The organism is Streptomyces sp. NPDC005281 (assembly GCF_040607495.1).
GTDB lineage: Bacteria > Actinomycetota > Actinomycetes > Streptomycetales > Streptomycetaceae > Streptomyces.
In genome coordinates, this window is record NZ_JBEXGX010000005.1 from 213,947 (window position 1) to 238,973 (window position 25,027).

At 70.8% G+C, this 25,027-nt stretch carries 23 protein-coding genes; 8 read left to right on the forward strand and 15 right to left on the reverse strand.

Annotated elements, in window-relative coordinates:
• Nucleotides 1–70 precede the first annotated feature (70 nt).
• Nucleotides 71–688 (reverse strand): TetR/AcrR family transcriptional regulator, encoded by a 618-nt coding sequence (locus tag ABZV42_RS09965; protein ID WP_355982825.1) that lies wholly within the window; start codon nt 686–688, stop codon nt 71–73.
• A 232-nt stretch (nt 689–920) separates the two neighbouring features.
• On the opposite strand from ABZV42_RS09965, the gene ABZV42_RS09970 reads away from it, so the two are divergent.
• Nucleotides 921–1,859, forward strand: coding sequence for a phosphatase PAP2 family protein (locus ABZV42_RS09970; protein WP_355982823.1), 939 nt, complete (start codon nt 921–923; stop codon nt 1,857–1,859).
• Entirely contained in the window at nt 1,856–2,824 is a 969-nt protein-coding gene (locus ABZV42_RS09975) for a hypothetical protein (protein WP_355982821.1), read from the forward strand. Before ABZV42_RS09970 ends, ABZV42_RS09975 begins: the two co-directional genes overlap by 4 nt.
• 91 nt (nt 2,825–2,915) lie before the next feature.
• Here the strand turns inward: ABZV42_RS09975 and ABZV42_RS09980 are convergent, their stop codons facing one another.
• Both ABZV42_RS09980 and ABZV42_RS09985 read right to left on the reverse strand, forming a co-directional pair.
• Nucleotides 2,916–3,755 (reverse strand): phospholipid scramblase-related protein, encoded by an 840-nt coding sequence (locus ABZV42_RS09980; RefSeq protein WP_355982819.1) that lies wholly within the window; start codon nt 3,753–3,755, stop codon nt 2,916–2,918.
• A gap of 52 nt (nt 3,756–3,807) precedes the next feature.
• Nucleotides 3,808–5,859, reverse strand: a complete 2,052-nt coding sequence (locus ABZV42_RS09985) for a phosphocholine-specific phospholipase C (RefSeq protein ID WP_356051525.1) — start codon at nt 5,857–5,859, stop codon at nt 3,808–3,810.
• Between the two features lie 415 nt (nt 5,860–6,274).
• Here ABZV42_RS09985 and ABZV42_RS09990 point away from each other — a divergent pair, with 415 nt between their 5' ends.
• Complete coding sequence (locus ABZV42_RS09990; RefSeq protein WP_355982815.1) at nt 6,275–7,339, forward strand: aromatic ring-hydroxylating dioxygenase subunit alpha; 1,065 nt, start codon at nt 6,275–6,277, stop codon at nt 7,337–7,339.
• 50 nt (nt 7,340–7,389) lie between these two features.
• A complete protein-coding gene (locus tag ABZV42_RS09995; protein WP_356051621.1) occupies nt 7,390–8,301 on the forward strand; it encodes a PDR/VanB family oxidoreductase in 912 nt (303 codons plus the stop codon).
• Here ABZV42_RS09995 and ABZV42_RS10000 read toward each other — a convergent pair.
• Nucleotides 8,252–9,067: an IclR family transcriptional regulator C-terminal domain-containing protein gene (locus ABZV42_RS10000; RefSeq protein ID WP_355982813.1), complete on the reverse strand. Its 816-nt coding sequence runs from the start codon at nt 9,065–9,067 to the stop codon at nt 8,252–8,254. The genes ABZV42_RS09995 and ABZV42_RS10000 overlap by 50 nt on opposite strands.
• Before the next feature lie 186 nt (nt 9,068–9,253).
• Here ABZV42_RS10000 and ABZV42_RS10005 point away from each other — a divergent pair, with 186 nt between their 5' ends.
• The 4 genes from ABZV42_RS10005 to ABZV42_RS10020 are packed head-to-tail and all read left to right on the forward strand — an operon-like array spanning nt 9,254 to nt 12,679.
• Nucleotides 9,254–10,225: an ABC transporter substrate-binding protein gene (locus tag ABZV42_RS10005; protein ID WP_355982811.1), complete on the forward strand. Its 972-nt coding sequence runs from the start codon at nt 9,254–9,256 to the stop codon at nt 10,223–10,225.
• Complete coding sequence (locus ABZV42_RS10010; RefSeq protein ID WP_355982809.1) at nt 10,222–11,031, forward strand: ABC transporter permease; 810 nt, start codon at nt 10,222–10,224, stop codon at nt 11,029–11,031. Before ABZV42_RS10005 ends, ABZV42_RS10010 begins: the two co-directional genes overlap by 4 nt.
• 47 nt (nt 11,032–11,078) lie before the next feature.
• Nucleotides 11,079–11,846 (forward strand): ABC transporter permease subunit, encoded by a 768-nt coding sequence (locus ABZV42_RS10015; RefSeq protein ID WP_355983008.1) that lies wholly within the window; start codon nt 11,079–11,081, stop codon nt 11,844–11,846.
• A 20-nt stretch (nt 11,847–11,866) separates the two neighbouring features.
• Nucleotides 11,867–12,679: an ABC transporter ATP-binding protein gene (locus ABZV42_RS10020; RefSeq protein WP_355982807.1), complete on the forward strand. Its 813-nt coding sequence runs from the start codon at nt 11,867–11,869 to the stop codon at nt 12,677–12,679.
• Nucleotides 12,680–12,713: 34 nt separating this feature from the next.
• Here the strand turns inward: ABZV42_RS10020 and ABZV42_RS10025 are convergent, their stop codons facing one another.
• The 11 genes from ABZV42_RS10025 to ABZV42_RS10075 all read right to left on the reverse strand — a co-directional run bounded on the left by ABZV42_RS10025 (nt 12,714) and on the right by ABZV42_RS10075 (nt 24,906).
• On the reverse strand, nt 12,714–14,315 hold the full coding sequence (locus tag ABZV42_RS10025) for a glycoside hydrolase family 13 protein (RefSeq protein ID WP_355982805.1): 1,602 nt from the start codon (nt 14,313–14,315) through the stop codon (nt 12,714–12,716).
• Between the two features lie 39 nt (nt 14,316–14,354).
• Entirely contained in the window at nt 14,355–15,230 is an 876-nt protein-coding gene (locus ABZV42_RS10030; RefSeq protein WP_355982803.1) for a carbohydrate ABC transporter permease, read from the reverse strand.
• A complete protein-coding gene (locus tag ABZV42_RS10035; protein ID WP_355982801.1) occupies nt 15,227–16,198 on the reverse strand; it encodes a sugar ABC transporter permease in 972 nt (323 codons plus the stop codon). Before ABZV42_RS10035 ends, ABZV42_RS10030 begins: the two co-directional genes overlap by 4 nt.
• Before the next feature lie 8 nt (nt 16,199–16,206).
• A complete protein-coding gene (locus tag ABZV42_RS10040) occupies nt 16,207–17,559 on the reverse strand; it encodes an extracellular solute-binding protein (protein WP_355982799.1) in 1,353 nt (450 codons plus the stop codon).
• 204 nt (nt 17,560–17,763) lie between these two features.
• Nucleotides 17,764–18,762 carry a LacI family DNA-binding transcriptional regulator gene (locus ABZV42_RS10045; protein ID WP_355982797.1) on the reverse strand — a complete coding sequence of 333 codons (999 nt, stop codon included), beginning with the start codon at nt 18,760–18,762 and terminating at the stop codon, nt 17,764–17,766.
• Between the two features lie 292 nt (nt 18,763–19,054).
• On the reverse strand, nt 19,055–19,744 hold the full coding sequence (locus ABZV42_RS10050; RefSeq protein ID WP_355983006.1) for a GntR family transcriptional regulator: 690 nt from the start codon (nt 19,742–19,744) through the stop codon (nt 19,055–19,057).
• A 109-nt stretch (nt 19,745–19,853) separates the two neighbouring features.
• Nucleotides 19,854–20,855 carry a proline racemase family protein gene (locus tag ABZV42_RS10055; RefSeq protein WP_355982795.1) on the reverse strand — a complete coding sequence of 334 codons (1,002 nt, stop codon included), beginning with the start codon at nt 20,853–20,855 and terminating at the stop codon, nt 19,854–19,856.
• Nucleotides 20,856–20,956: 101 nt separating this feature from the next.
• The gene (locus ABZV42_RS10060) at nt 20,957–21,859 is read right to left on the reverse strand and encodes a dihydrodipicolinate synthase family protein (protein ID WP_355982793.1); all 903 of its coding nucleotides are present in this window, start codon (nt 21,857–21,859) and stop codon (nt 20,957–20,959) included.
• Nucleotides 21,860–21,948: 89 nt separating this feature from the next.
• Nucleotides 21,949–23,466: an NAD(P)/FAD-dependent oxidoreductase gene (locus ABZV42_RS10065; protein ID WP_355982791.1), complete on the reverse strand. Its 1,518-nt coding sequence runs from the start codon at nt 23,464–23,466 to the stop codon at nt 21,949–21,951.
• Nucleotides 23,459–23,758 carry a (2Fe-2S)-binding protein gene (locus ABZV42_RS10070; RefSeq protein WP_355982789.1) on the reverse strand — a complete coding sequence of 100 codons (300 nt, stop codon included), beginning with the start codon at nt 23,756–23,758 and terminating at the stop codon, nt 23,459–23,461. Before ABZV42_RS10070 ends, ABZV42_RS10065 begins: the two co-directional genes overlap by 8 nt.
• A complete protein-coding gene (locus ABZV42_RS10075; protein WP_355982787.1) occupies nt 23,755–24,906 on the reverse strand; it encodes an FAD-binding oxidoreductase in 1,152 nt (383 codons plus the stop codon). Before ABZV42_RS10075 ends, ABZV42_RS10070 begins: the two co-directional genes overlap by 4 nt.
• Between the last annotated feature and the right edge of the window lie 121 nt (nt 24,907–25,027).

Consider the following 25,027-nt stretch of genomic DNA (forward strand, 5'->3'; position numbering starts at 1 on the left):
CGCCCCCGTCCCCACGGTGCGGCGCGATACAGGCCTCCGTCCGGTCATCCCACGGACGGTGGCCTGAGACTCAGGTGAGACCGAGCGTCGGCAGCACGACGGCCTCCACGAACCGTGTGAGATACGCCGCGTCCGCGTACTGGCCGTCGAGCAGGGGGCGCACCCTCAGGACACCGAGCATCTGGGCCGGAATGAACTCCAGCGCCGGGTGACCGGCGTCGACCTCACCGCGCTCGACGCCACGGGTGATCATCTGCCGTAGTTCGGCGACCTCGGGTTCGACGAGCGCGTCGCGGAGCGCCTGCTGGAGCTCCTTGTCCTGCATCACGGCGTTGCCGAGGCCCTGGAGCAACTGCGTGCTGTCCCGGGCCGACCACTCGCCCGCGGCCCGGCCCGCCGCCCGCAGGTCTCCCGCGAGCGAGCCGGTGTCGATCCCCGTGAACCGCGGACAGCGGTTGTTGCGCAGCGCCGCGGCCACGAACTGGGGCTTCGTCTTCCACTGCCGGTAGAGCGTGGACTTGCTGCACCGCGTGCTGGCGGCGACGCCCTCCATGGTGAGCGCCTCGTAGCCGCATTCCCGGATCTGCTCCAGCACGGCGTCGAAGAACTCCTGCTCACGCTCGGGCGTGATCTTGGAGCGGCGCGAGGCGACGACCGAGTCAGGTCCGTCCGCGGCCTGCGACGTCATGGCGCTTCTCCTCGCTCGATCCGGCACGTGCCGGTGCGGTGTTGCCGCAAGTGTAATCGATACGCACGGGTACCGGTACGCATCCGTATCGGTACACTCGCGTATCGGTACACTGCCGTATCGATGAGCCTCGGACAGGATCCACTTCTCCCGTACAGGGAAAACCGAGTGGATCCTGTCCTGGGCTCACCGCGCTTCGCACGACATCAGACCGTCAGCAAGGGGGCCGGGGATGGATTCCCGAACCGAGCCTGCACGACCCGCATCCGACTCCGCGCCGCAACCGGAGCCACCCGACGCCGCCATACCCGCGGCCGCGTCGCACGACGCGGCCGCCCACGCGCGCCCGCACTCACCCGCGTCCTCGCCTGCGGGTCCGGGCGCTCGCCCGGACGACACCGCGGCCCGCCCGCCGCTGGTGCGGGAGCTGCTGCTCGTCGTCGGGCTCTTCGTCGTCTACAAGGCCGGCCGCCTGCTCGCCACCGGCCGCACCGACGAGGCCTTCGCCGACGCGCACCGCGTCTGGGGATGGGAGCGGTCCCTGCACATGCCGGGCGAGGGCGCCGTACAGACCGCGCTGCTGCACAGCGACACGCTCGTGCACCTCGCGAACACCTACTACGCGACCGTCCACTTCCCCGCCACCGCGGCCTTCCTGGTCTGGCTCTATCTGCGGCGCCCCGCGCACTACGTGTGGGCCCGCAGGGTCCTCGCCCTGGTCACCGGAGCCGCCCTGGTCGGGCATCTCGCGTTCCCGCTCGCGCCGCCGCGGCTGCTCGCCGAGACGGGCCTCGTCGACACCGGCCGGGTCTACGGGCCCACGGTGTACGGCGCCCACCCGGCGGCCGACGCCCTGGCGAACCAGTTCGCGGCGATGCCGTCGCTGCACTTCGGCTGGGCGCTGATGGTCGCGATCGGGCTGATCACGGTGACCCGGTCGCGGCTGCGGGCGCTGTGGCTGCTGCATCCCCTGCTCACCCTGCTGGTGATCGTGGGCACCGCGAACCACTACTGGCTCGACGCGGTCGTCGCGACCGCGCTGCTCTGCGTCGCCCTCGCCGTGGTCCCCCCGCCGCACCGGACGGTGAAGGCCTCGGAACGGCACCGCGGCCACGAGCCGGCCGAGCTCCCCGTACGCGATCTGCCCGGACTCGTGGGAGCGGGACGATGAACCCGACCCTCGTCGCCGTCGTGCTGTCCCTCTTCTCCGCCGTCGCTTACGCCTCCGCGGCCGTCGCGCAGGAACGGCTCGCCGCCCGGTCCGCGGGCTCGGGCACGCTGGGTCTGCTGGCCCGGGGCGCCTGGTGGTGGTCGGTGGCACTGAACGCCTCGGCCGCGCTGCTGCACGTGGCGGCCCTCAGCTACGGAACCCTCACCCTGGTCCAGCCGCTCGGAGCGCTCACGCTCGTGGCCGCCGTGCCGCTGGGCGCGCGGCTGGCCGGACGGCGGGTCAGCGTGGTCGAGTGGCGCGGTACGGCGCTCACCCTGACCGGCCTCGCCGCGCTGCTCGTCACGGCTTCGGGGGCCGCGCCCGACGAGGTGCTGAGCCTGCCGCAGGCGCTCGCCGTCGCGGGAGCGACCGCCGCGGTCATCGGCGCGCTGACGCGCGGCGCCCGGCCGGGACTGCGGCACGCGACGGGTTCCGGTTTCGCCTCGGGTGTGGCGTCGGCGCTCACCCAGACCGTGACGGTGGCCGCGACGGACCGCTCGGACCCGACTCCGGTCGCGCAGGTCGCCGTGGTGGCCCTGCTCGTGGCCGCCTTCGCGGCGGGCGGGCTGCTGCTGTCGCAGACCGCCTACCAGGGCGGGCTCGGCGCGCCGCTCGCCGTCGTGACGCTGGCCAACCCGCTGGCCGCCTCGGTGATCGGGCTGTCCCTGCTCGGCGAACGCCTTCAGGGCGGTCCGGCCGGCCTGCTGCTCGCGCTCGCGGGGGCCTCGGTCGCCGCGTGGGGTGTGGTGACCCTGTCCCGTTCCGCGCCCGAGCCGGCCGCGGCGTCGGCGGACGCCCACCTGGAGGACCTGACGGACGACGACCATCCGGTCGCCGCGGTCCTCGCGCTGGAGTCGGGGCCGGTGGCGTACGAACCCTCGTTGATGCCACGACAGCCCGGCTCGGGCCAGCTGACGTCCTTGTAGGACAGAGCCGGAAGGGCGGCCGCGGAGAGTTCCGCGACCGCCCTTCCGTACGTCCGTACGCCCTTGGCCGGCTGGCCAGGACCGTGGCCGGTCAGCCCAGTCCGCGGGCGTCCTGCTTGAGCGCCGTGTCGACGGTCAGCGCCGTCGCGACAACGAGGCTCAGCAGCGGCTCGGGGAGCTGGAAGTGGATCTGGAGGACGTAGTTGTCCGCGCTCGTGAACAGCGTCTTGGCGAGGCCTTCCCAGGTCTTCGTGATCCGGGCGACCTCCTTGTCCGACTGGTCGACGATCGCGAAGTTCCAGGCCCGCCAGTTCTCCGCCTTGATCGCGCCGACCTTCTGGCCGTCGACGTTCATCGCGAAGTTGATCTTGCCGATCATGTTCTGCTGCACGATCTCGCCGACGGGCGAACCGTCCGGACGCGTCACGATCACCCGCGACTTGAATATCTTCGCGGGGCGCGTGAGCAGCAGCTGCGGCACTCCGTGCGGGTCACGGATCTCCAGCCGGTGCGTCAGGTACTGGTCGAGGCTGGAGACGAGGCGCAGGATCTTCCTGAACACGCCCTGCCCGACCTCGACGACCGAGCCGACCGGGTTGCCCTGCTGGTCCATGACCTTGTACTCGTTGGTCAGCTCGATCAGCTTGGCCTTCTGGTTCACCACCAGGACCGGCTCGGTGAACAGCGTGCCGCCGCCGGCACCGCTCGGGGCCACCCCGGCCTGCTGCTGCACCTGGTGCTGGACGCGCGGGTCGGCTGAGCCGGCCTGCTGAGGGAAGGCCTGCTGGGGCGGCGGCCCCTGGTGCGGCACCTGCTGTGCGGCCGGAGCCTCCTGGTCGGTCCACTGCGAGCCGTCCCAGTAACGCTGCGTCTGGGGCTTCCCGTTCGGGTCCGGGTACCAACCTGCAGGAGTGTTCGAATGCGTGGTCACCGGGGCACCCTACCGTGACGCGGCCGGAAAACAACGGCCAGTTGTGGACCCATCAGACAGTGATGAGGGCCGGGTCGCTGACGCCGGGCCGGCCGTTCTCGACATGTCCGGCGAATCGCCTCAAGAAGCCCGCCTGACCGTCGCTCACCACACTCAGGTCGTACCAGCACGCGCTCGCCCGCAGATCCACCGTGTGCTTCACGGTCGCGCCCGCTCGGACCCGGAAGACCTGGGACTGTCCGCCGTAGCCGTTCGCGAGCGTGAGCGTCGCCGTGGCGGCGCCCTTGTTGACGAGGGTGAGTTCCACGTCACAGCCCGTGTGACGGGCGGTGACCTCGGGTCCGGCCACCTTGCCCGCCCCCTTGAAGGTGCGCAGGAAGCCGTTCGGACCGTGCACCGTCAGGTCGTACGAGCCGCCGGAGTAGGCCGAGTTCCAGGTGTCCGAAATGGTTCTGCCCGCTTCGGTGCTGTACGTCCAGGGGCCGTCGGTGCGATTGCCCGAGGTCACGAGGAAGGCCGCGCCTGCCTTGGCGCCGGAGCCGAACGTCAGCGTGAACGTGCCGGCCGCGGTGTCCGCCGAACCGTCCACGAGGGGCGCGTACTTGAGCGGGCGGGTCGGGCGCGAGCCGCGCTCCTGCCGGGGCAGGGAGGGGTTCGCGGGCGGGGTCGGCACATAGTCGGGGTGGCGGTTGCCGTCCGGCGGCCGGTAGCCGTCGGTGGCCGGCAGCACGGCGGGCTCGGTGTCCTTGCGGGCGAAGTCGAAGGCGGCGGTGAGGTCGCCGCAGACGGCGCGCCGCCAGGGCGAGATGTTGGGCTCGCGCACCCCGAACCGGGCTTCCATGAACCGGATGATCGAGGTGTGGTCGAGCGTCTCGGAGCAGACGTAACCGCCCTTGCTCCAGGGCGAGACGACGAGCATGGGGACCCGCTGGCCCAGTCCGTACGGTCCGGCCGCGTGGCTCGCGTCGCCGGTGTAGAGGTCCGGGCCGACGTCGACCGTGGACCTGCCCTGGGCCGCGGACTGCGGCGGGAAGGGCGGCACCAGGTGGTCGAAGAAGCCGTCGTTCTCGTCGTACGTGACGAACAGGGCCGTCCGGCTCCACACCTCCGGGTCGGAGGTCAGCGCGTCCAGCACCTGCGAGATGTACCAGGCGCCGTAGTTGGCGGGCCAGTTGGGGTGTTCCGTGAAGGCCTCGGGAGCGGCGATCCAGGAGATCTGGGGCAGCGTGCCGCCCTGCACGTCGGCCCGGAGCTGATCGAAGAAGCCCTCGCCCTTGCGGGCGTCGGTCCCGGTGCGGGCCTTGTCGTACAGCGGGTCACCGGGCTTGGCGTTGCGGTACTGGTTGAAGTAGAGCAGCGAGTTGTCGCCGTAGTTGCCCCGGTAGGCGTCGGGGATCCAGCCCCAGGAGCCGTTCGCGTCCAGCCCGTCGCCGACGTCCTGGTACACCTTCCAGGAGATCCCGGCCGCCTCCAGCCGCTCCGGGTACGTCGTCCAGCCGTACCCCGCCTCGTCGTTGCCGAGGACCGGGCCGCCGCCCTTGCCGTCGTTGCCCGTGTACCCCGTCCACATGTAATAGCGGTTGGGGTCCGTCGAGCCGATGAACGAGCAGTGGTACGCGTCGCAGACGGTGAACGAGTCGGCCAGCGCGTAGTGGAACGGGATGTCGTCACGCGTCAGATAGGCCATCGTCGTGGCCGACTTGGCGGGGACCCACTTGTCGTACCTGCCCTTGTTGAACGCGGCGTGGCCGTCGCTCCAGCCGTGCGGGAGGTCCTTGAGGAACGCGAGACCGAGGTCGTCCGCCTCCGGGTGGAACGGGAGGACGTCCTTGGTGCCGTCGGACTGGTACCACACCGGCTTGGTGCCCGTCGTGGTCGCCGGACGGGGGTCGCCGAAGCCGCGGACGCCTCTCATCGAGCCGAAGTAGTGGTCGAACGAACGGTTCTCCTGCATCAGGACGACGATGTGCTCGACATCCTGGATCGTTCCCGAACGGCGGTGCGCCGGCAGAGCCGCCGCGCGCTGGACACTGCTGGACAGCGCGGTGAACGCCGCTGTCCCGCCGGCGAGTTGAAAGAACCGACGCCGATTCACTTGAGGCATGGGTGGGTGACCTCTCGTCCTGACGGGCGCTTCGGCCCGGAGGTTGATGGAACGTGCGCGAAGGGAGTCTTCCAAGCGCACCGAACGTCAGGAAAGGGCCCTCTGTCCCTTGCGTGAAGGTCGGCGGTACGCCAAGCGAACGGTTCCGGCCGGCGGTCGGCACGAAAGCGCCCGAGCACCTCCGATCCCCCGCCACAGGCCCCTGGTCGACCGCGCCGAACAGGGAGAACACGCCGATCACGACACCGGCCACGACCGGGGCGGCAGCGTCGAGGCGTCACCGTTCGCACAGCGCTCCTCACGAACCCTTCCGCCTGGCGGAAGCCGCCTTGCCGGGCGTCCGCGGGCGTCACGACGCTGATGGCGACCACGGCACGCGGGGCGAGGGCGCCCCGCTCTCAGGGACGGGAACGCCATGCCGCACGCAACCGCCTTCGCCAGGAACCAGTGGTACGTCGTCGCCTACACGTACGAGGTCGGGCGCGAACTCGTCGCACGGACCGTCCTCGGCGAGCCGCTCGTGCTCTACCGGACCGAGGAGGACGGGGTGGCCGTCGCGCTCTCCGACCGCTGTGTGCACCGGCGCTTCCCCCTTTCGCGGAGCCGGCTCGACGGTGACCGGATCGTGTGCGGCTACCACGGGTTCACGTACGACACGACCGGCACGTGCGTGTACGTGCCCGGGCAGAAACGGATACCGCGCACCGCCCGGGTCGCCTCCTACCCGGTCGTCGAGCAGGACCTGTTCGTCTGGGTCTGGATCGGCGACCCCGCGCTCGCCGATCCCGCGTCCGTGCCGCGCGCCCCGCACATGGACTCGCCCGACTGGACGACGGTCAGCGGTATGGAACCCATCGGCGCGGACTACGGACTCCTCGTCGACAACCTGCTCGACCTCTCGCACGAGACGTATCTGCACGGCGGCTACATCGGCACGCCCGAGGTCGCCGAGACACCGATCGCCACCGAGGTGGACGAGGGCGCCGGAATCGTGCGTGTCTCCCGGCGCATGGACGACGCCGAGTGCCCGCCCTTCTACGCCCGTTCGACCGGGATCGAGGGCCGCATCACACGCTGGCAGGACATCGAGTACCACGCGCCGTGCCTCTACCTGCTGCACAGCAGGATCGCGCCGGCCGGTGTGCTCCCGGAGGCGGACGGCAGTGACCCGAACGCCTTCCACACCGAGATCACGTACGCCATCACGCCGTCCGCCGAGGGCGAGGTCTACGACTTCTGGGCGGTCTCGCGCGACTTCGCCCGCTCGGACGACGAAGTCAGCGCCTTCATGCGGGATTTGAACCACACCGTGGTGATGCAGGACGTCGACGCGCTCAACCTCCTCCAGCAAGCCCTGTCCTGCGAGCGCACCGGCTACCAGGAGCTGAGCATCGGCATCGACAGCGGTGGCCTCGCGGCCCGGCGCATTCTGGCCCGCCTGGTCGAGGAGGGCGACAAGCCGGTGGAGAGGGTGCGGTGACCGGGCCTGCCCGCGAGAACGTGTACGAGGCCGAACTCGTCGTCGAGCGGATGGAGTTCGCGGCTGAGGGCGTGCTCGCCCTGAGCCTGCGGCATCCGCTCGGCGCCGAACTCCCCGCCTGGGAGCCGGGCGCCCACATCGATGTCGTGCTCGGGCCGGGCCTGGAGCGGCAGTACTCCCTGTGCGGTGATCCCGCGGACCGCGGCTCGTGGCGGATCGCGGTGCTGCGGGAGCCGGACGGAGGTGGCGGATCGGCCCATGTGCACGGCCGGTTGGGCGAGGGCGACACGGTCCGTGTCCGCGGGCCGCGCAACCACTTCGCGCTCGTGCCCGCCCCGCGCTACCGCTTCGTGGCGGGCGGTATCGGCATCACGCCCATTCTGCCGATGCTCGCCGCGGCCGAGGCGGCGGGCGCCGAGTGGACCCTGCTGTACGGCGGACGGGCCCGCGGTTCCATGGCGTTCACCGGGGAGTTGAGGCGGTACGGGGACCGGGTCACCCTCGTCCCCGAGGACGAGGCGGGACTGCTCGACCTCGCCTCCGTGCTGGGCCGGATCCCCGGGGGCACCCTCGTCTACTGCTGCGGCCCCGGGCCACTGCTCGACGCGGTGGAGGAACGCTGTCCGACGGCGCTGCTGCGCGTCGAACGGTTCCGGCCGAAGGACCGGGTCAGGGACGAGGAGACGGGCGGGGAGACGGAGTTCGAGGTCGTCCTGGGGCGGTCGGGGCGCACGGTCACCGTCGCCCCCGGCGTCTCCGTCCTCGACACCGTGCGCGCCGCCGGCGTCGAGGTGCTCCACTCCTGCACCGAGGGCACCTGCGGAACCTGCGAGACGGACGTCCTCGAAGGGACCCCGGACCACCGGGACTCGGTGCTCACGGAAGAGGAGCGGGAAGCGGGCGAGACCATGCTCATCTGTGTGTCCCGCTGTCTCGGGAAACGACTCGTCCTGGACCTGTGACCGCCAGATCCCGCTCGATCCGCGCGACCGTCTCCAGCAGGTGGGGAAGCAGGTCGCGCAGGACGGATTCGACGCTGTTGCGGCCGGCGGCCACGGGGATGTTCGCGGCCGCCACCACGGCGCCGTCCCGGTCGCGCACGGGAGCCGCGACCGAGCGGAGTCCCTCCTCCAACTCCTGCTCGACGACGGCGTATCCCTGGTTCCGCACCCGGACCAATTCCGCTCTCAGCAGGTCCGGCGAGACGATGGTGTGCGCGGTCAGCGGGCGCAGCTCGGCCCGCTTCAGCCGGGTGTCGATCTCCTCGTCCGTGAGGTGCGCGAGGATCACCCGGCCCACGGAGGTGGCATGGGCGGGGAAGCGGGTCCCGACGGTGATCGTCGCCGTCATGATGCGCCGGGTCGGGACCCGCGCCACGTACACGATGTCGTCCCCGTCGAGGACGCAGAGCGAGCTCGACTCCCCTATGCGTGAGACGAGTTGCTCGAGATGGGGCCGGGCGATCTCCGGGAGGGTGAAGCCGGAGAGATAGGCGTAGCCCAGTTCCAGGACGCGCGGGGTGAGCCTGAAGACGCGGCCGTCCGTGCGGACGTATCCGAGATCGACCAGGGTCAGCAGGAACCGGCGGGCCGCCGCGCGGGTCAGGTCGCAGCCGCGGGCGACCTCACTGAGTGTCAGTTCGGGCCGGTCGGGGCCGAAGACGCGGATGACGGCGAGTCCGCGTTCGAAGGACCGGACGAAGTGGGGCGCTCGGTCTGCCGCAGGCATCGTCGCCTCCAGAGGGACGCACGGAGTGCTCTCCACCCGGGGCGGGAGCACACTTCGATAACTGTCAACAATATTGTCAGCCAAGGCCATTGACCCGGCAGGGACAGGGTTCTACCTTCGCGCTGAGCACCATTGTGCGGTGTGCGCACGCCCTGTCGGAACACTCTCGTCTGCACAGGAGGAGCCATGCGTCGTCTGCTCGCCGGTATCGCGGTCGGAGCCTTGATGGTCGCCGCGACGGCCTGCGGTTCGTCCGACGGCGGTGGTGCCTCGGACAAGAACTCCTCGTCCGGCGGTACCACCGACGTCAAGCTGGGGGTCATCCCCATCGTCGATGTCGCCCCCGTCTATCTGGGCCAGAAGAAGGGCTTCTACAAGAAGCACGGACTGACCCTGTCGATGACGACCGCGCAGGGCGGCGCGGCGATCGTCCCCGGTGTCGTCTCGGGCCAGTTCCAGTTCGGGTTCTCCAATGTGACGTCGCTGATGATCGCCCAGTCCAACGGCGTTCCGGTGAAGGCGATCGCGAACGGTGTCGCCTCGACCGGCGTGGCGGGCGCGGACTTCGGCGCCATCACGGTCAAGAAGGGCAGCGCCATCACGTCGGCCAAGGACCTGGAGGGCAAGAAGGTCGCCGTCAACACGCTGAAGAACATCAACGAGACGGCCGTGCGCGAGTCCGTGCGCAAGGCGGGCGGCGATCCGTCCAAGGTGAAGTTCGTCGAGCTCGCCTTCGACCAGATGCCCGCGGCCCTGGACAGCGGCCAGATCGACGCCGCGATGGTGGTCGAGCCCGCGCTCGCCACCGTCAAGAGCCAGGGCGCGACCGAGATCGCCTCCTCCCTGGTCGACGTGGCGAAGAACCTCACCGTCGCCATGTACTTCACCTCGAACCAGTACGCGCAGCAGCACCCGGACGTGGTCAAGAACTTCGAGGACGCCACGGCGGAGTCCCTCGCCTACGCCGACGCCCACCCGGACGAGGTCCGGCAGATCGTCACCACGTACACGACGATCCCCGCGGCCGTACTGGCGAAGGTGACCCTGCCCAAGTGGCCGGCCGAGGCGAACCGGGCCTCGATCGAGACGCTGGAGAAGCTGGGCGAGCGGGACGGCCTCTTCAAGTCGGCACCCGATCTGGACAAGCTGCTGCCGTGACGGCGAAGTCACCGCGCGGCGGCGGCTCCGCCGGACGGTCCGTGAACGCCGCGCTGGGCGCCGCCGGGCTCGCGGCCTTCCTCGCCCTCGGCGAGGCGGTGCCACGGCTCGGTGTCGTCAAGGAGCGGTACTTCCCACCGACCAGCCGCATCGCGCGGGCCCTCGGCGACGAGATCACCGACAAGGCCTTCTGGACGGATCTCGGCGACACCCTCACGGGCTGGGCGCTGGGCCTGGCGATCGCCGTCGGCGCGGGAATCGTGGTGGGGGTGGTCGTCTCGGTCGTGCCGTATCTTCGCGAGGCGACGGCCTCCACGATCGAGTTCCTGCGGCCCATCCCCTCCGTGGCCCTGATCCCGCTCGCCGTCCTCCTCTACGGCACCGAACTGAGGTCGGTGCTCCTGCTGGTCGTCTACGCGTCCTTCTGGCAGGTCCTCGTACAGGTCATGTACGGGGTGCGGGACGTCGACCCGGTGGCGGAGGAGACGGCCCGCTCGTACGGGCTCGGGCCCTGGGCCCGGGTCCGTCATGTGCTGTGGCCGACCGCGCTCCCCTACGTCATGACCGGGGTCCGGCTCGCCGCGGCGGTCGCGTTGATCCTCACGGTTACCGCCGAACTCGTCATCGGAGCACCGGGGTTGGGAGCGCGCATCGCCGTCGCCCAGAGCTCCCAGGCGGTGCCCGAGATGTACGCGCTGATCGTGGTCACGGGTCTGCTCGGGCTGCTGATCAACGTGGGCGCGCGATCGGTGGAGCGGCATGCGCTGGCCTGGCACCAGTCGGTGCGCGGGGAGGTGACGGTGTGACGGACGTCCCGGCCGGGCGGACGAGGCCGAACCCGTGGGGCGGCTTCCTGCTGCGAGCGCTGTTCGTCGTCGCGCTCCCCGCGCTGCTGCTCCTCGTGTGGTGGCTCGCCTCGGACGGCAGCCGCAACGTCTACTGGCCCCCGCTGCGCACGATCCTCAGGACGTTCCCCGACGTCTGGACCCCCGCGCGGCTCCACGCCGACCTGGTGCCCAGCCTGCTGCGGCTGCTCGCCGGCTACGCGTCGGCCGCGGTCGTGGGGATCGGCGTCGGGACGGTCATCGGCTCGTACCGGAAGGTGCGGGCGGTGTGCGAACCGGTCCTCGAGTTCCTGCGGGCGGTGCCGCCGCCCGTCCTCGTTCCGGTCATCATGCTGTTCGCGGGCATCGGGGACACGATGAAGGTCCTCGTGATCGCGAGCGGCTGCGTGTGGCCGATCCTGCTCAACACCATCGAGGGCGTGCGCGCCGTCGACTCCGTGATGTCCGAGACGGCCCGCGCGTACGGCGTCACGGGACCGGCCCGGATACGGCACGTCGTCCTGCCGTCGGCCGGCCCGCAGATCTTCGCCGGACTTCGCCAGGCGCTGTCCGTCGGCATCATCCTGATGGTCATCAGCGAGATGTTCGCGGCCAGCAACGGACTCGGCTTCACCATCGTGCAGTTCCAGCGGGGCTTCGCGATCCCCGACATGTGGACCGGGATCCTCGTCCTCGGCCTGCTCGGCTTTCTCCTCTCGGTCGTCCTCCAGCTGGTCGAACGCCGGTTCCTCGGCTGGTACCACGGTCTGCGCGACTCCTCCAGGCGGTCCCCGTGACGCATCCGAAAGGGCGGTCCATGCACGCGTCTTTGGTCGTATCCGGACTGCGGAAGGTCTACGAGGGGTCGGGGCGCCGGGTGGAGGCGGTCCGCGATCTCACCTTCACGGTGGACCCGGGTGAACTCGTCTGTCTGGTCGGCCCGTCGGGGTGCGGCAAGACCACGCTGCTGAAATGCGTGGCGGGCCTGCTGGCACCGACATCGGGCGAGGTGCTGCTCGGGGGCCGGCGGGTGAGCGGCCCCCCGCCGGGCATGGCGTTCGTGTTCCAGGAGTACGGGCGCAGCCTGTTCCCCTGGATGCGGGTCGGCGAGAACGTCGGGCTCCCTTTGCGGCAGAAGAATCTGGGCAGGGCGCGGCGCGGGGAACTGGTCGCCGACGCGCTGGAGTCCGTCGGCCTGGCCGATGCCGCGGGAGCCTATCCGTGGCAGCTGTCGGGCGGGATGCAGCAGCGGGTGGCCATCGCGCGGGCCCTGGCGTACGAGCCCGAAGTCCTGCTCATGGACGAGCCGTTCGCGGCGGTCGACGCGCAGACCCGGGCCGATCTGGAGGATCTGGTGCGCCGGCTGTGGCGGCAGCGCGGGATCACCGTCCTGTTCGTGACGCACGACATCGACGAGGCCGTCTACCTGGGTGAGCGGGTTCTGGTCCTCTCGGCCTCCCCCACCGTGGTGCGGGAGCAGCTGAAGGTCGATCTGCCTGCGGAGCGGGACCAGTTGAACACCCGGGTCGCCCCGCGCTTCGCCGAGCTGCGGACCCATGTGTACGAGCAGATCCAGGCGGCGAAACGCGGGGAACCGGGCATGCCGACGGATGCGCCCCCGCCTCGGTGAAGCCCCGCGGGGAGCTCTGCGGCGGAACGGCCGGTCAGGCGCGCAGCCAGACCGCCGTGTCCGGCGGAAGGAAGCCGTCGGCGTCCAACGGGCCGCTTCCGAGCAGGAGTCGGGAGTGCTGCGGCAGCTCGACCGGTCCGTCGGCCAGATTGACCACGCAGAGCAGTCCGTCCCCGCGGGTGAAGGCGAGGACGCCCTCCGGCGCGGACAGCCAGCCGAGCGGGCCGTCGCCGAAGCCCGGTTCTGTGCGGCGGACGCGGAGCCCGGCACGGTAGAGGCTCAGCATGGAGGCGGGGTCGTCCACCTGGCGGTCGGCCGCGTACGCGGGCCAGTCGGCGGGCTGCGGGAGCCAGGGATCGCCGCCGAACCCGGCGTACGGCTCGCCGGCCGTCCAGGGCAGCGGGACCCGGCAGCCGTCGCGGCCCGGGTCCGTGCCGCCGGAGCGCGAATGCATCGGGTCCTGGATGCTCTCGCGCGGCAACTCCACCTCGGGCAGGCCGAGTTCCTCGCCCTGATACAGGTACACGGAGCCGGGCAGGGCGAGCGAGAGCAGGGCCGCCGCGCGGGCCCGGCGGGTGCCGAGAGCGAGGTCGGTGGGGGTGCCGAAGGCCTTGGCCGTGAAGTCGAAGCCGGTTTCCGTACGGCCGTAGCGGGTGACCGTGCGGGTCACGTCGTGGTTGCACAGCACCCAGGTGGCGGGCGCTCCGACGGGGGCGTGTTCGGCGAGGGTCTCGTCGATGGAGGTCCGCAGCCGTCCGGCGTCCCAGGGGCAGGACAGGAACGAGAAGTTGAAGGCGGTGTGCAGTTCGTCGGGGCGCAGATAGCGGGCGAAGCGCTCGGAGTCGGGGAGCCAGACCTCGCCGACGAAGACGCCGTCGTAGGCGTCGGCGACCGTCCGCCAGGAGCGGTAGATGTCATGGAGTTCGTCGCGGTCGACATACGGGTTGGGGTCGCGGCCCTCGACGAAGTCGGGCAGGTCGGGGTCCTTGGCCAGCAGCGCGGCCGAATCGATGCGCACCCCGGCCACTCCCCGCTCGAACCAGAAGCGCAGGATCTCCTCGTGCTCCAGGCGGACCGCCGGGTGCGCCCAGTTGAGGTCGGGCTGCTCGGGGGTGAAGAGGTGGAGGTACCAGTCGCCGTCGGGCAGCCGCGTCCACACCGGTTCGGTGGACCCGGCGAACTGGGACGGCCAGTCGTTGGGCGGGAGTTCGCCGTTCTCGCCGCGTCCGGGGCGGAAGTGGAAGAGGTCGCGCTCCGGGCCGCCGGCCAGCGCCGCCCGGAACCAGGGGTGCTGGTCGGATACGTGGTTCGGCACGATGTCGACCAGGGTGCGGATGCCCAGTTCCCGGGCCTCGGCGATGAGCTTCTCGGCCTCGGCGAGGGTCCCGAAGGCCGGGTCGATGGTGCGGTAGTCGGCGACGTCGTAGCCGCCGTCGGCCAGGGGCGAGAGGTACCAGGGGTTGAACCAGAGTGCGTCCACACCGAGTTCGGCGAGGTACGGGAGTCTGGCGCGGACGCCCGCGAGGTCGCCGGTGCCGTCGCCGTCGCCGTCCGCGAAGCTGCGGACGTACACCTGGTAGATGACGGCGGAACGCCACCACGCGGACTGATTTCGGGCAGGGCGGGGCTGTCCCACGGTGCGTTGCCTTTCGTTCGAGGAGATCGAGTAGGGGCGTCAGCCCTTGGTGCTGCCCGTGCTGATCCCGGCGATGATGTGCCGCTGGAACACCAGGAACATCACGACCATGGGGATGCTGGCGATCACCATGGCGGCTATGAGCACGGTCAGCTGGATGTTCTGCGACAGCTGGACGAGCGCCACGCTGATGGGCTGCTTGTCGGTGTCGGAGAAGACCATCAGCGGCCAGAGGAAGTCCTGCCAGACGGCGACCAGGGCGAAGATCGACACGACTCCGAGGACGGGCCGGGACATGGGCAGCACGATCGACCAGAGGGTGCGCAGCTTGCCGGCGCCGTCGATCTCGGCCGCCTCCAGGACGTCACGCGGGATCTGGTCGAAGAAGCGCTTGAGGAGATAGAGGTTGAAGGCGTTGGCCACGGCGGGCAGCCAGATGCCGAGCGGGGAGTTGAGCAGGCTGGTGTGCAGGACGGGCAGGTCGGCGGCGGTCAGGTACTTGGGGACCACCAGGGCCTGCGCGGGGACCATGAGGGTGGCGAGGATGCCGCCGAGGATCACCTTGCCGAAGGCCGGCTTCAGCTTGGACAGGGCGTAGGCGGCGGCCGTGCAGAAGACCAGCTGGAGCAGCCAGGCGCCCGTCGCCTGGACGACGGTGTTCCACAGGTGGGTGGGCAGGTCCATCAGGTCCCACGCGTCGGTGTAGCCGCTCAGGTGCCAGTGGTCGGGAAGCAGGGTGGGCGGCGTGCGTGTGACCTCGTCCGGCGACTTCATGGCGCCGGTGACCATCCAGTAGACGGGGAAGAGGAAGGCGAGCGCGAAGAGCAGGACGACGCCGCAGAAGACGGTCCAGTAGACGGCCTTGCCTCGCGGGCGGCCCAGGGTGAGCGGAGAGATCAGGGTGCGGGTGCTCATGCGCCCTCCCCTTCGGAGCGGGTCAGCCGCAGGTAGAGGGCGGAGAAGCCGCCGAGCAGGACGAGCAGCATGACGCTCAGCGCGCAGGCTCCGCCGAAGTCGTTGTAGAGGAAGGCGTACTTGTAGATCAGGTAGAGCACCGTGACGGTCCTGTCCTCTGGTCCGCCACCGGTGATCACGAACGGCTCGGTGAACACCTGCATGGTGGCGATGATCTGAAGCAGCATCAGCATGAGGATGATGAACCGCGTCTGAGGGATCGTCACATGCCGGATGCGCTGGAGCAGGTTGGCGCCGTCCAGCTCGGCCGCCTCGTACAGCTCGCCCGGGATGCCCTGGAGAGCGGCGAGGTAGATGAGGACGGTGCCTCCGAGGTTGGCCCAGGTGGCGACGATGACCAGCGAGACGAGGGCGGTGTCGGCACCGTTGGACCAGTTCGAGGTCGGCAGGTGCAGCGCGCGCAGCGCCTCGTTGGCGAGGCCGGCTCCGGGATCGTAGAACCACTTCCACAGCAGGGCGCTGACCACCGGCGGGATCATCACCGGCAGATAGACCACGACTCTGAAGAACGCCTTGGCGTGCCGCAGTTCGTTGAGCACCAGCGCCATCACGAAGGGGACGGCGAAGCCGATGAGCAGGGCGAGGACGGTGAAGGTGAGGGTGTTGCGCCAGGCGGCGGTGAACTCCGGGTCGTGGAGGACCCGGGTGAAGTTGGCGGTACCGACCCATTCGCCGCCGGTGCCCGGCGTGTACTTCTGGAAGGCGATGACGACGGCGCGGATCGCCGGGTACCAGGAGAACAGGGCGAAGCAGAGCAGGCCGCCGGCGAGGAAGGCGTAGGCGCGGAACTGGTCGGCCAGGCGCCGGCGCGATGGTCCCCCGGTCCGGCGCCCGGCCGACCGCGGCGCCTCCGGCGCGCCGACGGCGGCCGGAGGGAGCACTGCGGGGGGCTTCGATACGGTCTTCATGAACGAGGTCAGCCTCGGGCCAGGATGGCGTCGATCTTGCCGGAGGCGTCCTTGAGGAGCTGGTCGATGTCGGCGTCCTTCTTGGTGAGGACGGCGGACACGGCGGCGTCGAGGACGGAGTAGATCTGCTGGGCCTGCGGGGGCTCGATCTTCATCTGAAGGCTCTGGTTGCCGTCGAGGAAGGCCTGGTAGTTGTCCACCGGCACGTTGGCGTTGGCCTTCTTGACCTGCTGGTCCTTGTCGTCGGCGGCGCCGGTGAACAGGCGCGGCTCGGGCAGGCCGACGGGCGCGTTGTTCTGCTTGGCCCGGGCGTAGTCACCGAGGAATCCGGCTCCGGGCGTCAGGAACATGTGGTCGAGCCACTTGAGGCCGGCCTTGATCTGGGCCGGGGTGTCCTTCTTGTTGAACATGTATCCGTCGCCGCCGATGAGCGTGCCCTTGCCACCCGGCATCGGGGCCAGGGCGAGGTCGTTGTAGTTGCCGCCCTTCTCCTTGACGAGGATCGGGATGTTGTCGGGCGCGGAGAGGTACATGCCGAGCTTGCCCGAGCCCATCATCTGCTGGACGTCGTTGATGACCAGCAGCTGCTTGCTGCCCATGGAGTTGTCGCCCCAGCGCATGTCTTTCAGGTTCTGCAGGACCGCCTTGCCCTCGGGGGTGTCGACGCTCGCCTTCTTGCCGTCCTCGGAGACGACGTTCCCGCCCTGCGAGTAGACCTCGGCGGTGAAGTGCCAGCCGCCCTGGTTCTGGGCGCTGTAGTCGGCGTAACCGACCGTGCCCTTGCCGAGCGCGGCGATCCTCTTGGCGTCCGCGCGCAGCTCCTCCCAGGTGGCCGGGGGCTTCTCGGGGTCGAGGCCGGCCTTCTTGAAGAGCGCCTTGTTGTAGATGAGGCCCATCGAGTAGCCGGTGCGCGGGACGCCGTAGATCTTGCCGTCCACGGTGTAGATGTCGCGCAGTTGCTGCTGGATGGTGCTGTAGCTCTTGAGGTCCTTGACGTAACTCGTGATGTCGGCGGCCTGGTTGACGTCGACGACGTGCTTGGCGTCGGTGAAGTACGTGTAGAACACGTCCTCCATCTGACCGCCGGCCAGCTTGGCGTCGAAGGTCTTGGGGTCCTGGCACGGGAACGCGTCGTGCATCACGACGTCGATGTCCGGGTTGGCCTTCTGGAACGCCTTGGTGTCGGCGTCGAAGAACGAGCGGTCGACCTTGGCGCTCTTCGGCGGCTCGCAGTTGACGGTGATGCGGGTCTTTCCGTTGGCCGCATCGTCGTCGCCGCTCGAACCGCACGCGGTGGCGGTGAGCGCGACGGAGGACGCCATGAGCATGACGAAGCTACGGCGGAACCCGGTAGTTCTCATTGGTGGACCCCTTCGGGCTGGAGCGAGGAAGGCCCACGGCGGGCGTGCCGCCGTGTTCTGGCGCCGCACACTCAAGCACCGTCGACATCTGTCCGCAAGATGTCGCGCAGAATCTGTAATTATCTGACAGCGGTTGGGGGTCTCCGTTGCAGGTGGTTGCGAACCGGAGTCATGGACCCCGGTACACCCCCTCGGCCAGACCGCTCAGCCGCGGGGCGCCTGAGCGGTCGACCCGCGCACCACCAGCTCCGGCTCGAACAGAAGCTCCTCGGCGGTCACGCTGCTGCCGCCGATCTGCGCGTTCAGCAGTTCCACCGCGGCGCGCCCCATGGCCTCGATGGGCTGGCGGACCGTGGTCAGCGGGGGTTCGGTGCAGTTCATGAAGGCGGAGTCGTCGTACCCGACGACGGAGATGTCTCCCGGGACGCCGAGCCCCTTGCGGCGGGCGGCCCGTACGGCGCCGAGCGCGAGCGGGTCGCTGGCACAGATGATGCCGGTGACCCCCTGGTCGAGCAGCCTGGTGGCCGCGGCCTGACCGCCCTCGAGCGAGAACATCGCCCTTGCCACGTACGCGTCGGGCAGCTCCGGGGCGAGCGCGCGCGCCGCCGCGAGCTTGCGGCCCGAAGGCATGTGGTCGCCGGGGCCGAGGACGAGTCCGATCCGCTCGTGACCGAGCGAGTCGAGATGACGCCAGGCCTGCTCGACCGCGACGGCGTCGTCGCAGGAGACGCACGGGAAGCCGAGGTGCTCGATGGCGGCGTTGACCAGCACCACCGGGATATTGCGGTCCGCGAGCCGGCGGTAGTGGTCGTGCGGCGCGTCGGCCTGCGCGTACAGGCCGCCGGCGAACACCACCCCGGAGACCTGCTGCTGGAGCAGGAGTTCCACGTAGTCGGCCTCGGAGACCCCGCCCTTGGTCTGGGTGCACAGCACCGGGGTGAGGCCCAGCTGGGCGAGGGCTCCGCCGATCACCTCGGCGAAGGCCGGGAAGATCGGGTTCTGAAGCTCCGGCAGCACCAGGCCGACGAGCCGGGCGCGTTCGCCGCGCAGCTGCGTCGGCCGCTCGTAGCCGAGGACGTCCAGGGCGGACAGGACCGCCTGCCGGGTGGAGTCGGAGACACCCGGCTTGCCGTTGAGCACTCGGCTGACCGTGGCCTCACTGACCCCGACCTTCTTCGCCACCTGAGCAAGTCGTCGCGTCATACGCGCAAGAATAGCGCAAGAAATGCAAGCTGCTTGCGTAAAACGTCGGGCGGTTGGTGCGTTCGCGGGGCGGGCCAGGCGCCGGGAGCCGCGACCGGGGGCCTCACGCTCGCAACCGGGTCGGCCGCTCAGTACGCCTTTCACGCAGGGGGGTGGCTTCCTCAGCGGACGGATCTCGCAACGGGGTGACTTCCTCGGCCACCGCCCCGCAATGGGGAAGCTCTCAGCGCACCGACCGGGCACAACGGGGTGGGCTTTCTCAGTACGCCGCTCACCCAGTGCGACGGCTTTCTCAGTGAGCCGCCCACATTCCGCGGACATGGCCCAGGTGGCGTGTCATCACCGCGTGCACGGCTCGCTCGTCGCGCTCCAGGAGGGCGTCGAGGAGTTCCAGGTGCTCCCGGGCGGATGCCTCCAGGCGGCCCGCCCGGACCAGGGCGTCCAGCCCGTACAGGCGTGATCGCTTGCGCAGGTCGCCGACGACCTCGACCAGATGGGCGTTTCCCGCGAGGGCCAGCAGACCGAGGTGGAAGCGGATGTCCGCCTCCACGTAGGCGATGAGATCGCCGGCCGCCGCCGCTGTCACGATCTCCCGGGCGGCCGGACGCAGCGCCTCCAGCGATACGGGGTCCGCCGTGGCGGCCAGCCGCACGACCGTGGGGATCTCGATGAGCGAGCGGATGTGGGTGTACTCGTCGAGCTGCTTCTCGGAGACCTCCGTGACCCGGAACCCCTTGTTCGGGACCGTGTCGACCAGCCCCTCCTTGGCCAGGTCGAGCATGGCCTCGCGGACCGGCGTCGCGGAGACGCCGAACCGGGCAGCGAGCGTCGGTGCCGAGTAGACCTCGCCGGGCCGCAGTTCACCCGCGATCAGCGCGGCGCGCAGCGCGTCGGCCACCCGCTCGCGGTAGCTGCTCCTCCTGCCCCCGAGCGTGGGCAGGTCGGGAGCGGCTGAGGGTGCGCTGCTGCGCTGCGCGGTCATCGAGGTCTCCTCGTACGGGCCGGTGCGCGGTCGTCCTGCCGCACCGCTGTTCTGTGCCATGTCACGTGTTACTGCGGCCTCCAGTATCCACGCCCCGGCCCGGGACCGCTCACAGGACGAACCCGGCCGGGAACGGGTCCGTCGGGTCGAGCAGGTACTGGGCGGTCCCCGTGATCCAGGCACGTCCCGTGAAGCTGGGCAGCACGGCGGGCACCCCGGCGACCTCGGTGGTGCCGAGCAGCCGCCCGGTGAACCGCGTCCCGATGAAGGATTCGTTCACGAACTCGGTGTCCAGCGGGAGTTCACCCCGGGCGTGCAGCTGGGCCATGCGCGCGCTGGTGCCCGTACCGCAGGGTGAGCGGTCGAACCAGCCGGGGTGGATCGCCATCGCGTGCCGGGAGAAACGGGCCGTCGCCCCGGGAGCGTAGAGGTGGACGTGGTGGCAGCCGCGGATCGACGGGTCCTCGGGGTGTACGGGCTCGTCCTCGGCGTTGACCGCGTCCATGAGCGCGAGTCCCGCCGCGAGGATCTCGTCCTTGCGGGAACGGTCGAAGGGCAGGCCGAACTCCTCCAGCGGCAGGATCGCGTAGAAGTTCCCGCCGTAGGCCAGGTCGTACGTCACCGTGCGCCCGTCGGCGAGTGTCGCCTTGCGGTCGAGCCCGACGGCGAAGGACGGCACGTTCCTGAGCGTGACCTCCTTGGCCGCGCCGTCCTCCACGGCGACCTCGGCGACGACGAGCCCCGCCGGGGTGTCGAGCCGGATCGTGGTGACGGGCTCGACGACCTCGACCATGCCGGTCTCCACCAGCACGGTCGCCACACCGATCGTGCCGTGCCCGCACATCGGCAGATAGCCCGACACCTCGATGTAGATCACGCCGTAGTCGCAGTCCGGACGGGTGGACGGCTGGAGGACGGCACCGCTCATCGCCGCGTGGCCGCGCGGCTCGTTCATCAGGAGCTGCTTGATGTCGTCGCGGTGCTCCCGGAAGTACAGCCGCCGCTCGTTCATGGTCGAGCCCGGGACCGTACCGATCCCACCGGTGATCACCCGGGTCGGCATGCCCTCGGTGTGCGAGTCGACGGCGTGCAGGACGAGGTTGCTGCGCATGGGACTCCTCGGTGGTGTCGGTGGACGGCGGGAACGGCGGGTGGGCCGGCGCCCGGCTCGGGTCGGTGGACGGCGGGATGGCGGGGTGGGTCGGTGCCCGGTCAGGCGAGACCGGCGGCGACGGCACGGTCGGTCGCATCGCGCACGGTGGCCTCCTGTCCCGGCAGCAGTGGGACCCGCGGCGGCCGGACCGGCCCGCCACGGCGGCCGACGATGTCCATCGACAGCTTGATCGCCTGGACGAACTCGACCTGGGAGTCCCAGCGCAGCAGCGGGTGCAGCTGCCGGTAGAGCTTGCCCGCGGTGTCGAGATCACCGGCGACTGCCGCGCGGTAGAGCTCGACGCTCGCCCGGGGGAGCGCGTTCGGGTATCCGGCCACCCAGCCCTTGGCACCCGCGAGGGCGAGTTCGAGCAGGACGTCGTCGGCCCCGACCAACAGATCGAGTTCCGGGGCCAGTTCGGCGATGCGGTACGCGCGGCGCACATCGCCGGAGAACTCCTTGACCGCCTGGACGAATCCGGCGGCGTGCAGTTTCGCGAGGAGTTCGGGCACCAGGTCGACCTTGGTGTCGATCGGGTTGTTGTACGCGACGACGGGGACGCCCGCCCGGGAGACCTCCTCGTAGTGGGCGAGGACCGAACGCTCGTCCGCGCGATAGGCGTTGGGCGGCAGCAGCATCACGGCGCCGCAGCCCGCGTCCCTGGCCTGCTCGGCCCAGCGGCGGGCCTCGGCGGAGCCGTACGCGGCGACACCGGGCATCACCCGGGACCCGCCGACCGCCGCGACGGCGGTCTCCACCACTTTGGCCCGCTCCTCGGGCGTGAGCACCTGGTACTCGCCGAGCGATCCGTTCGGTACGACGCCGTCGCAGCCGTTCTCGACCAGCCAGGCGCAGTGCTCGGCGTACCGGCCGTGGTCGACGGACAGGTCGTCGTTCAGCGGGAGCGCGGTGGCGACGAGGACTCCGCGCCACGGGCGCCGGCTGTCGGGGGTGACGGTCATGAGGTGCTCATCCCTCTCAATAGGGTGTGACATTTCACTGACGTCGAGGTGGGGTGGAGTGAAGTGGGGTGAGGTGGAATTCCCGGTGATCAGTCGCTGTCGTCCGAACCCGCCCCGGGTGTCCGGTCGTCTCCGTCGGAATCCGCGCCGGGTGTCCGGTCGTCTTCGTCCGACCCCGCGCCAGGTGTCCGGTCGTCTTCGTCCGACCCGGCCCCGGCGAGGACACCGAGCGGTACCGGGCGTGCCAACAGCCTGCGTGCGGGCGTCTGTTCACAGTCGGCGAGGCCGGCGACGGCGGGTTCGCACATCCGGCCCTGACACCATCCCATTCCGGCACGGGTGAGCAGCTTGACCGTCCGTACGTCCCCGGCGCCGAGGCCGGTGACCGCCTCGCGTACCCGGCCGGCCGTGACCTCCTCGCAGCGGCACACGACGGTGTCGTCGGTCACCTGCTCCGTCCAGCGGGCGGGCGGCGAGTACACCGCGTCGAGCGCGGCGGCGAACGACCGTGCTCGCGCCCGGACCCGGGCGGCGCGGGCGGCCGAGCGCGGGTCGGGGCCGGTGCCGCGCAGCCGGGCCGCCACCGACCGGCCCGCGAGGTGCCCTTCGGCCAGGGCCAGCGCGGCTCCGCCGATTCCGGTGGTCTCACCGGCGGCCCAGACGCCGGGCACGTCGGTGCGCTGCTCGTCGTCCACGTCGACCTTCGCCGCGTCGACCCGGCAGCCGAGCGCTTCGGCGAGATCGGTGTGCGGGACCATCCCGTGTCCGACGGCGAGCGTGTCGCACGGGATGCGGCGCCCGGTTCCCGGCCGTACGCGCCCGTCGGGGCCGAGCGCGGCGACGGTGACGGCTTCGAGCCGCGCCTCGCCGTGGGCCTCGACGACCGTGTGCCGCGGGATGAACGGGAGGCGGTGGCGCAGGAGCCTGGCCGCGTACGAGGCCCCTTCGGCGATCTTGCCGGGGTCGGCCGTCAGCGCCGCGGCCCCGCGCAGCAGCCTTCTCGGATCGAGGGACTCCACGAGCGCGGCGACCTCGGTGCCGGCGGCTGCAAGTCCGGTCGCCACGGGCAGCAGCAGCGGCCCGCTTCCCGCGACGACGACTCTGCGGCCCGGCACGACGAGACCGCCCTTGAGCATGGCCTGCGCCCCGCCCGCGGTCACGACGCCGGGCAGGGTCCAGCCGGGGAAGGGCAGCACCTTCTCGTATCCGCCGGTCGCGAGGAGCACGGCGTCGGCGCGCACCTCGACGGAGCGTTCCTGGAGCGGCCCGAGGAGGGCGTGGACGGTGAACCCCGGCCGTGCGCCCGTCGGCTCCCCTGTCCGTTCGACCAGCCAGACATGATGGTCCGTCAAGTGCGTGATCGTGCCCGCTTCCAGGTGCGCGGCGAGCCCCCGTTCGAGCCGCTGCCACGTGCGCCACCGATGGTGCAGTGCGCCGGGCCGCCGGGCACCGAGGCCGCTCGCGGGCCGCCGGTAGAACTGTCCGCCCGCCGCCGGGGCCGAGTCGACGAGCGTCACCCTGATGCCACGGGCGGCCGCGGCCAGGGAAGCGGCGAGACCGGCCGGGCCCGCGCCGATCACCGCGAGACGGTGGGGTCCGTCAGTCATCGTGGCCGGTGCCTTCCTGTGTGCGGATCGTGTCGCCCGGCGCCAGCGGGACCAGACAAGCCCGTTGGTTGGGGCGGTCGTTGACGGTGACGAGACAGTCGAAGCAGACGCCGATGCCGCAGAAGACTCCACGGGGCCTGCCCGCGTCACGGGTGCTGCGCCACGCGGTGATGCCCTCGGCCCACAGCGCGGCGGCGACGGTCCGGCCGGGCAGCACCTCGATCGCCCGGCCGTCGAGGGTGACGGTGAAGGCGGGGCCGGGTTCCGCCCGTACGAGGTCCAGGGGGTTCACGCGGTCTCCTCGGGGAAGCGGTCGGGGCGGAACGGCGTGAGGTCGAGGCCGGGCGCCCTGCCCGCCAGGACCCGCGCGATCAACTGCCCGGTCCCGGTGGACAGTCCGATGCCGGCTCCTTCGTGACCGCAGGCGTGGAAGAGTCCGGGCGCCCTGGGGTCGGGGCCGATGGCGGGGAGATGGTCGGGCAGGTAGGGCCGGAATCCGAGGTAGGTCCGCAGGGCGCGCACCCGAGAGAGGAACGGGAAGAGCCGTGTGGCGCCGGCGGCCAGTTCCCGTACGACGGGCAGCGAGAACGTCCGGTCGAAGCCGACCCGTTCCCGGCTCGCGCCGATCAGGATCGGGCCGGCCGCGGTCCCCTCGACCACCGGCGACGTCTGGAGGGCAGCCGAATCGCTGGCGACGTCGGCGACATAGTCGGCGGCGTACACCTTGTGGCGCACCATGCGCGGCAGGGGCTCGGTGACGAGGACGAATCCCCGGCGGGGCAGGACCGGAAGCGTGACTCCCGCGAGCGAGGCCACTTCGGCACCCCAGGTGCCGGCCGCGTTGACGACGGCGGGTGCGTGCAACTCGCCCCGGTCGGTGCGCACTCCGCGGACCGAGCCGTCCCTCGCGCGCAGCACCTCGGTCACGGTGCGCCCGGTCAGCAGTCGCGCCCCCGACGCCCGCAGCAGCTGTGCGGCGGCGAGGGCGGGCATCACCTGGGTGTCCTGCGGATAGTGGACGGCGCCCGCGAGGCCCGGCGCCAAACACGGCTCCAGATCATGCAGTTGGCCGGCGGAGACCTGTTCGGCCAGCACACCGGCGGTCCGCTGGCCGGCCGCGAACGTCTCCAGCGCGGCCAGTGCCTCGGGGGTGGACGCGACTACGACACCGCCCTTGGCCTCGTACTCGACCGCTTTCGCGTGCTCCTCGGCGAGGTCGGCCCACAGACGCCCGGAGAGCAGGGCCAGGTCGAGTTCGGGTCCCGGCTCCTTGTCGGAGACGAGCAGATTCCCCTCCCCCGCTCCGGTCGTACCGCCGGCGACCGGGCCCCGGTCCACCACGACGACGTCGAGGCCCTCGCGAGCCGCGTACAGAGCACAGGCGGCGCCCACCATTCCGGCTCCGACGACCACGACATCGCAGGTAACAGGCTGACTCACGTCAGTACTATGTCACATATTTCTTGCCGCGACCGGGAGTCCGACGGAAGTGGCGGCGTTCGACGCGATGCCAGGGGTGCGGTGCGACCGCCACCGGGGCACCACCTGGCATCACCCGACA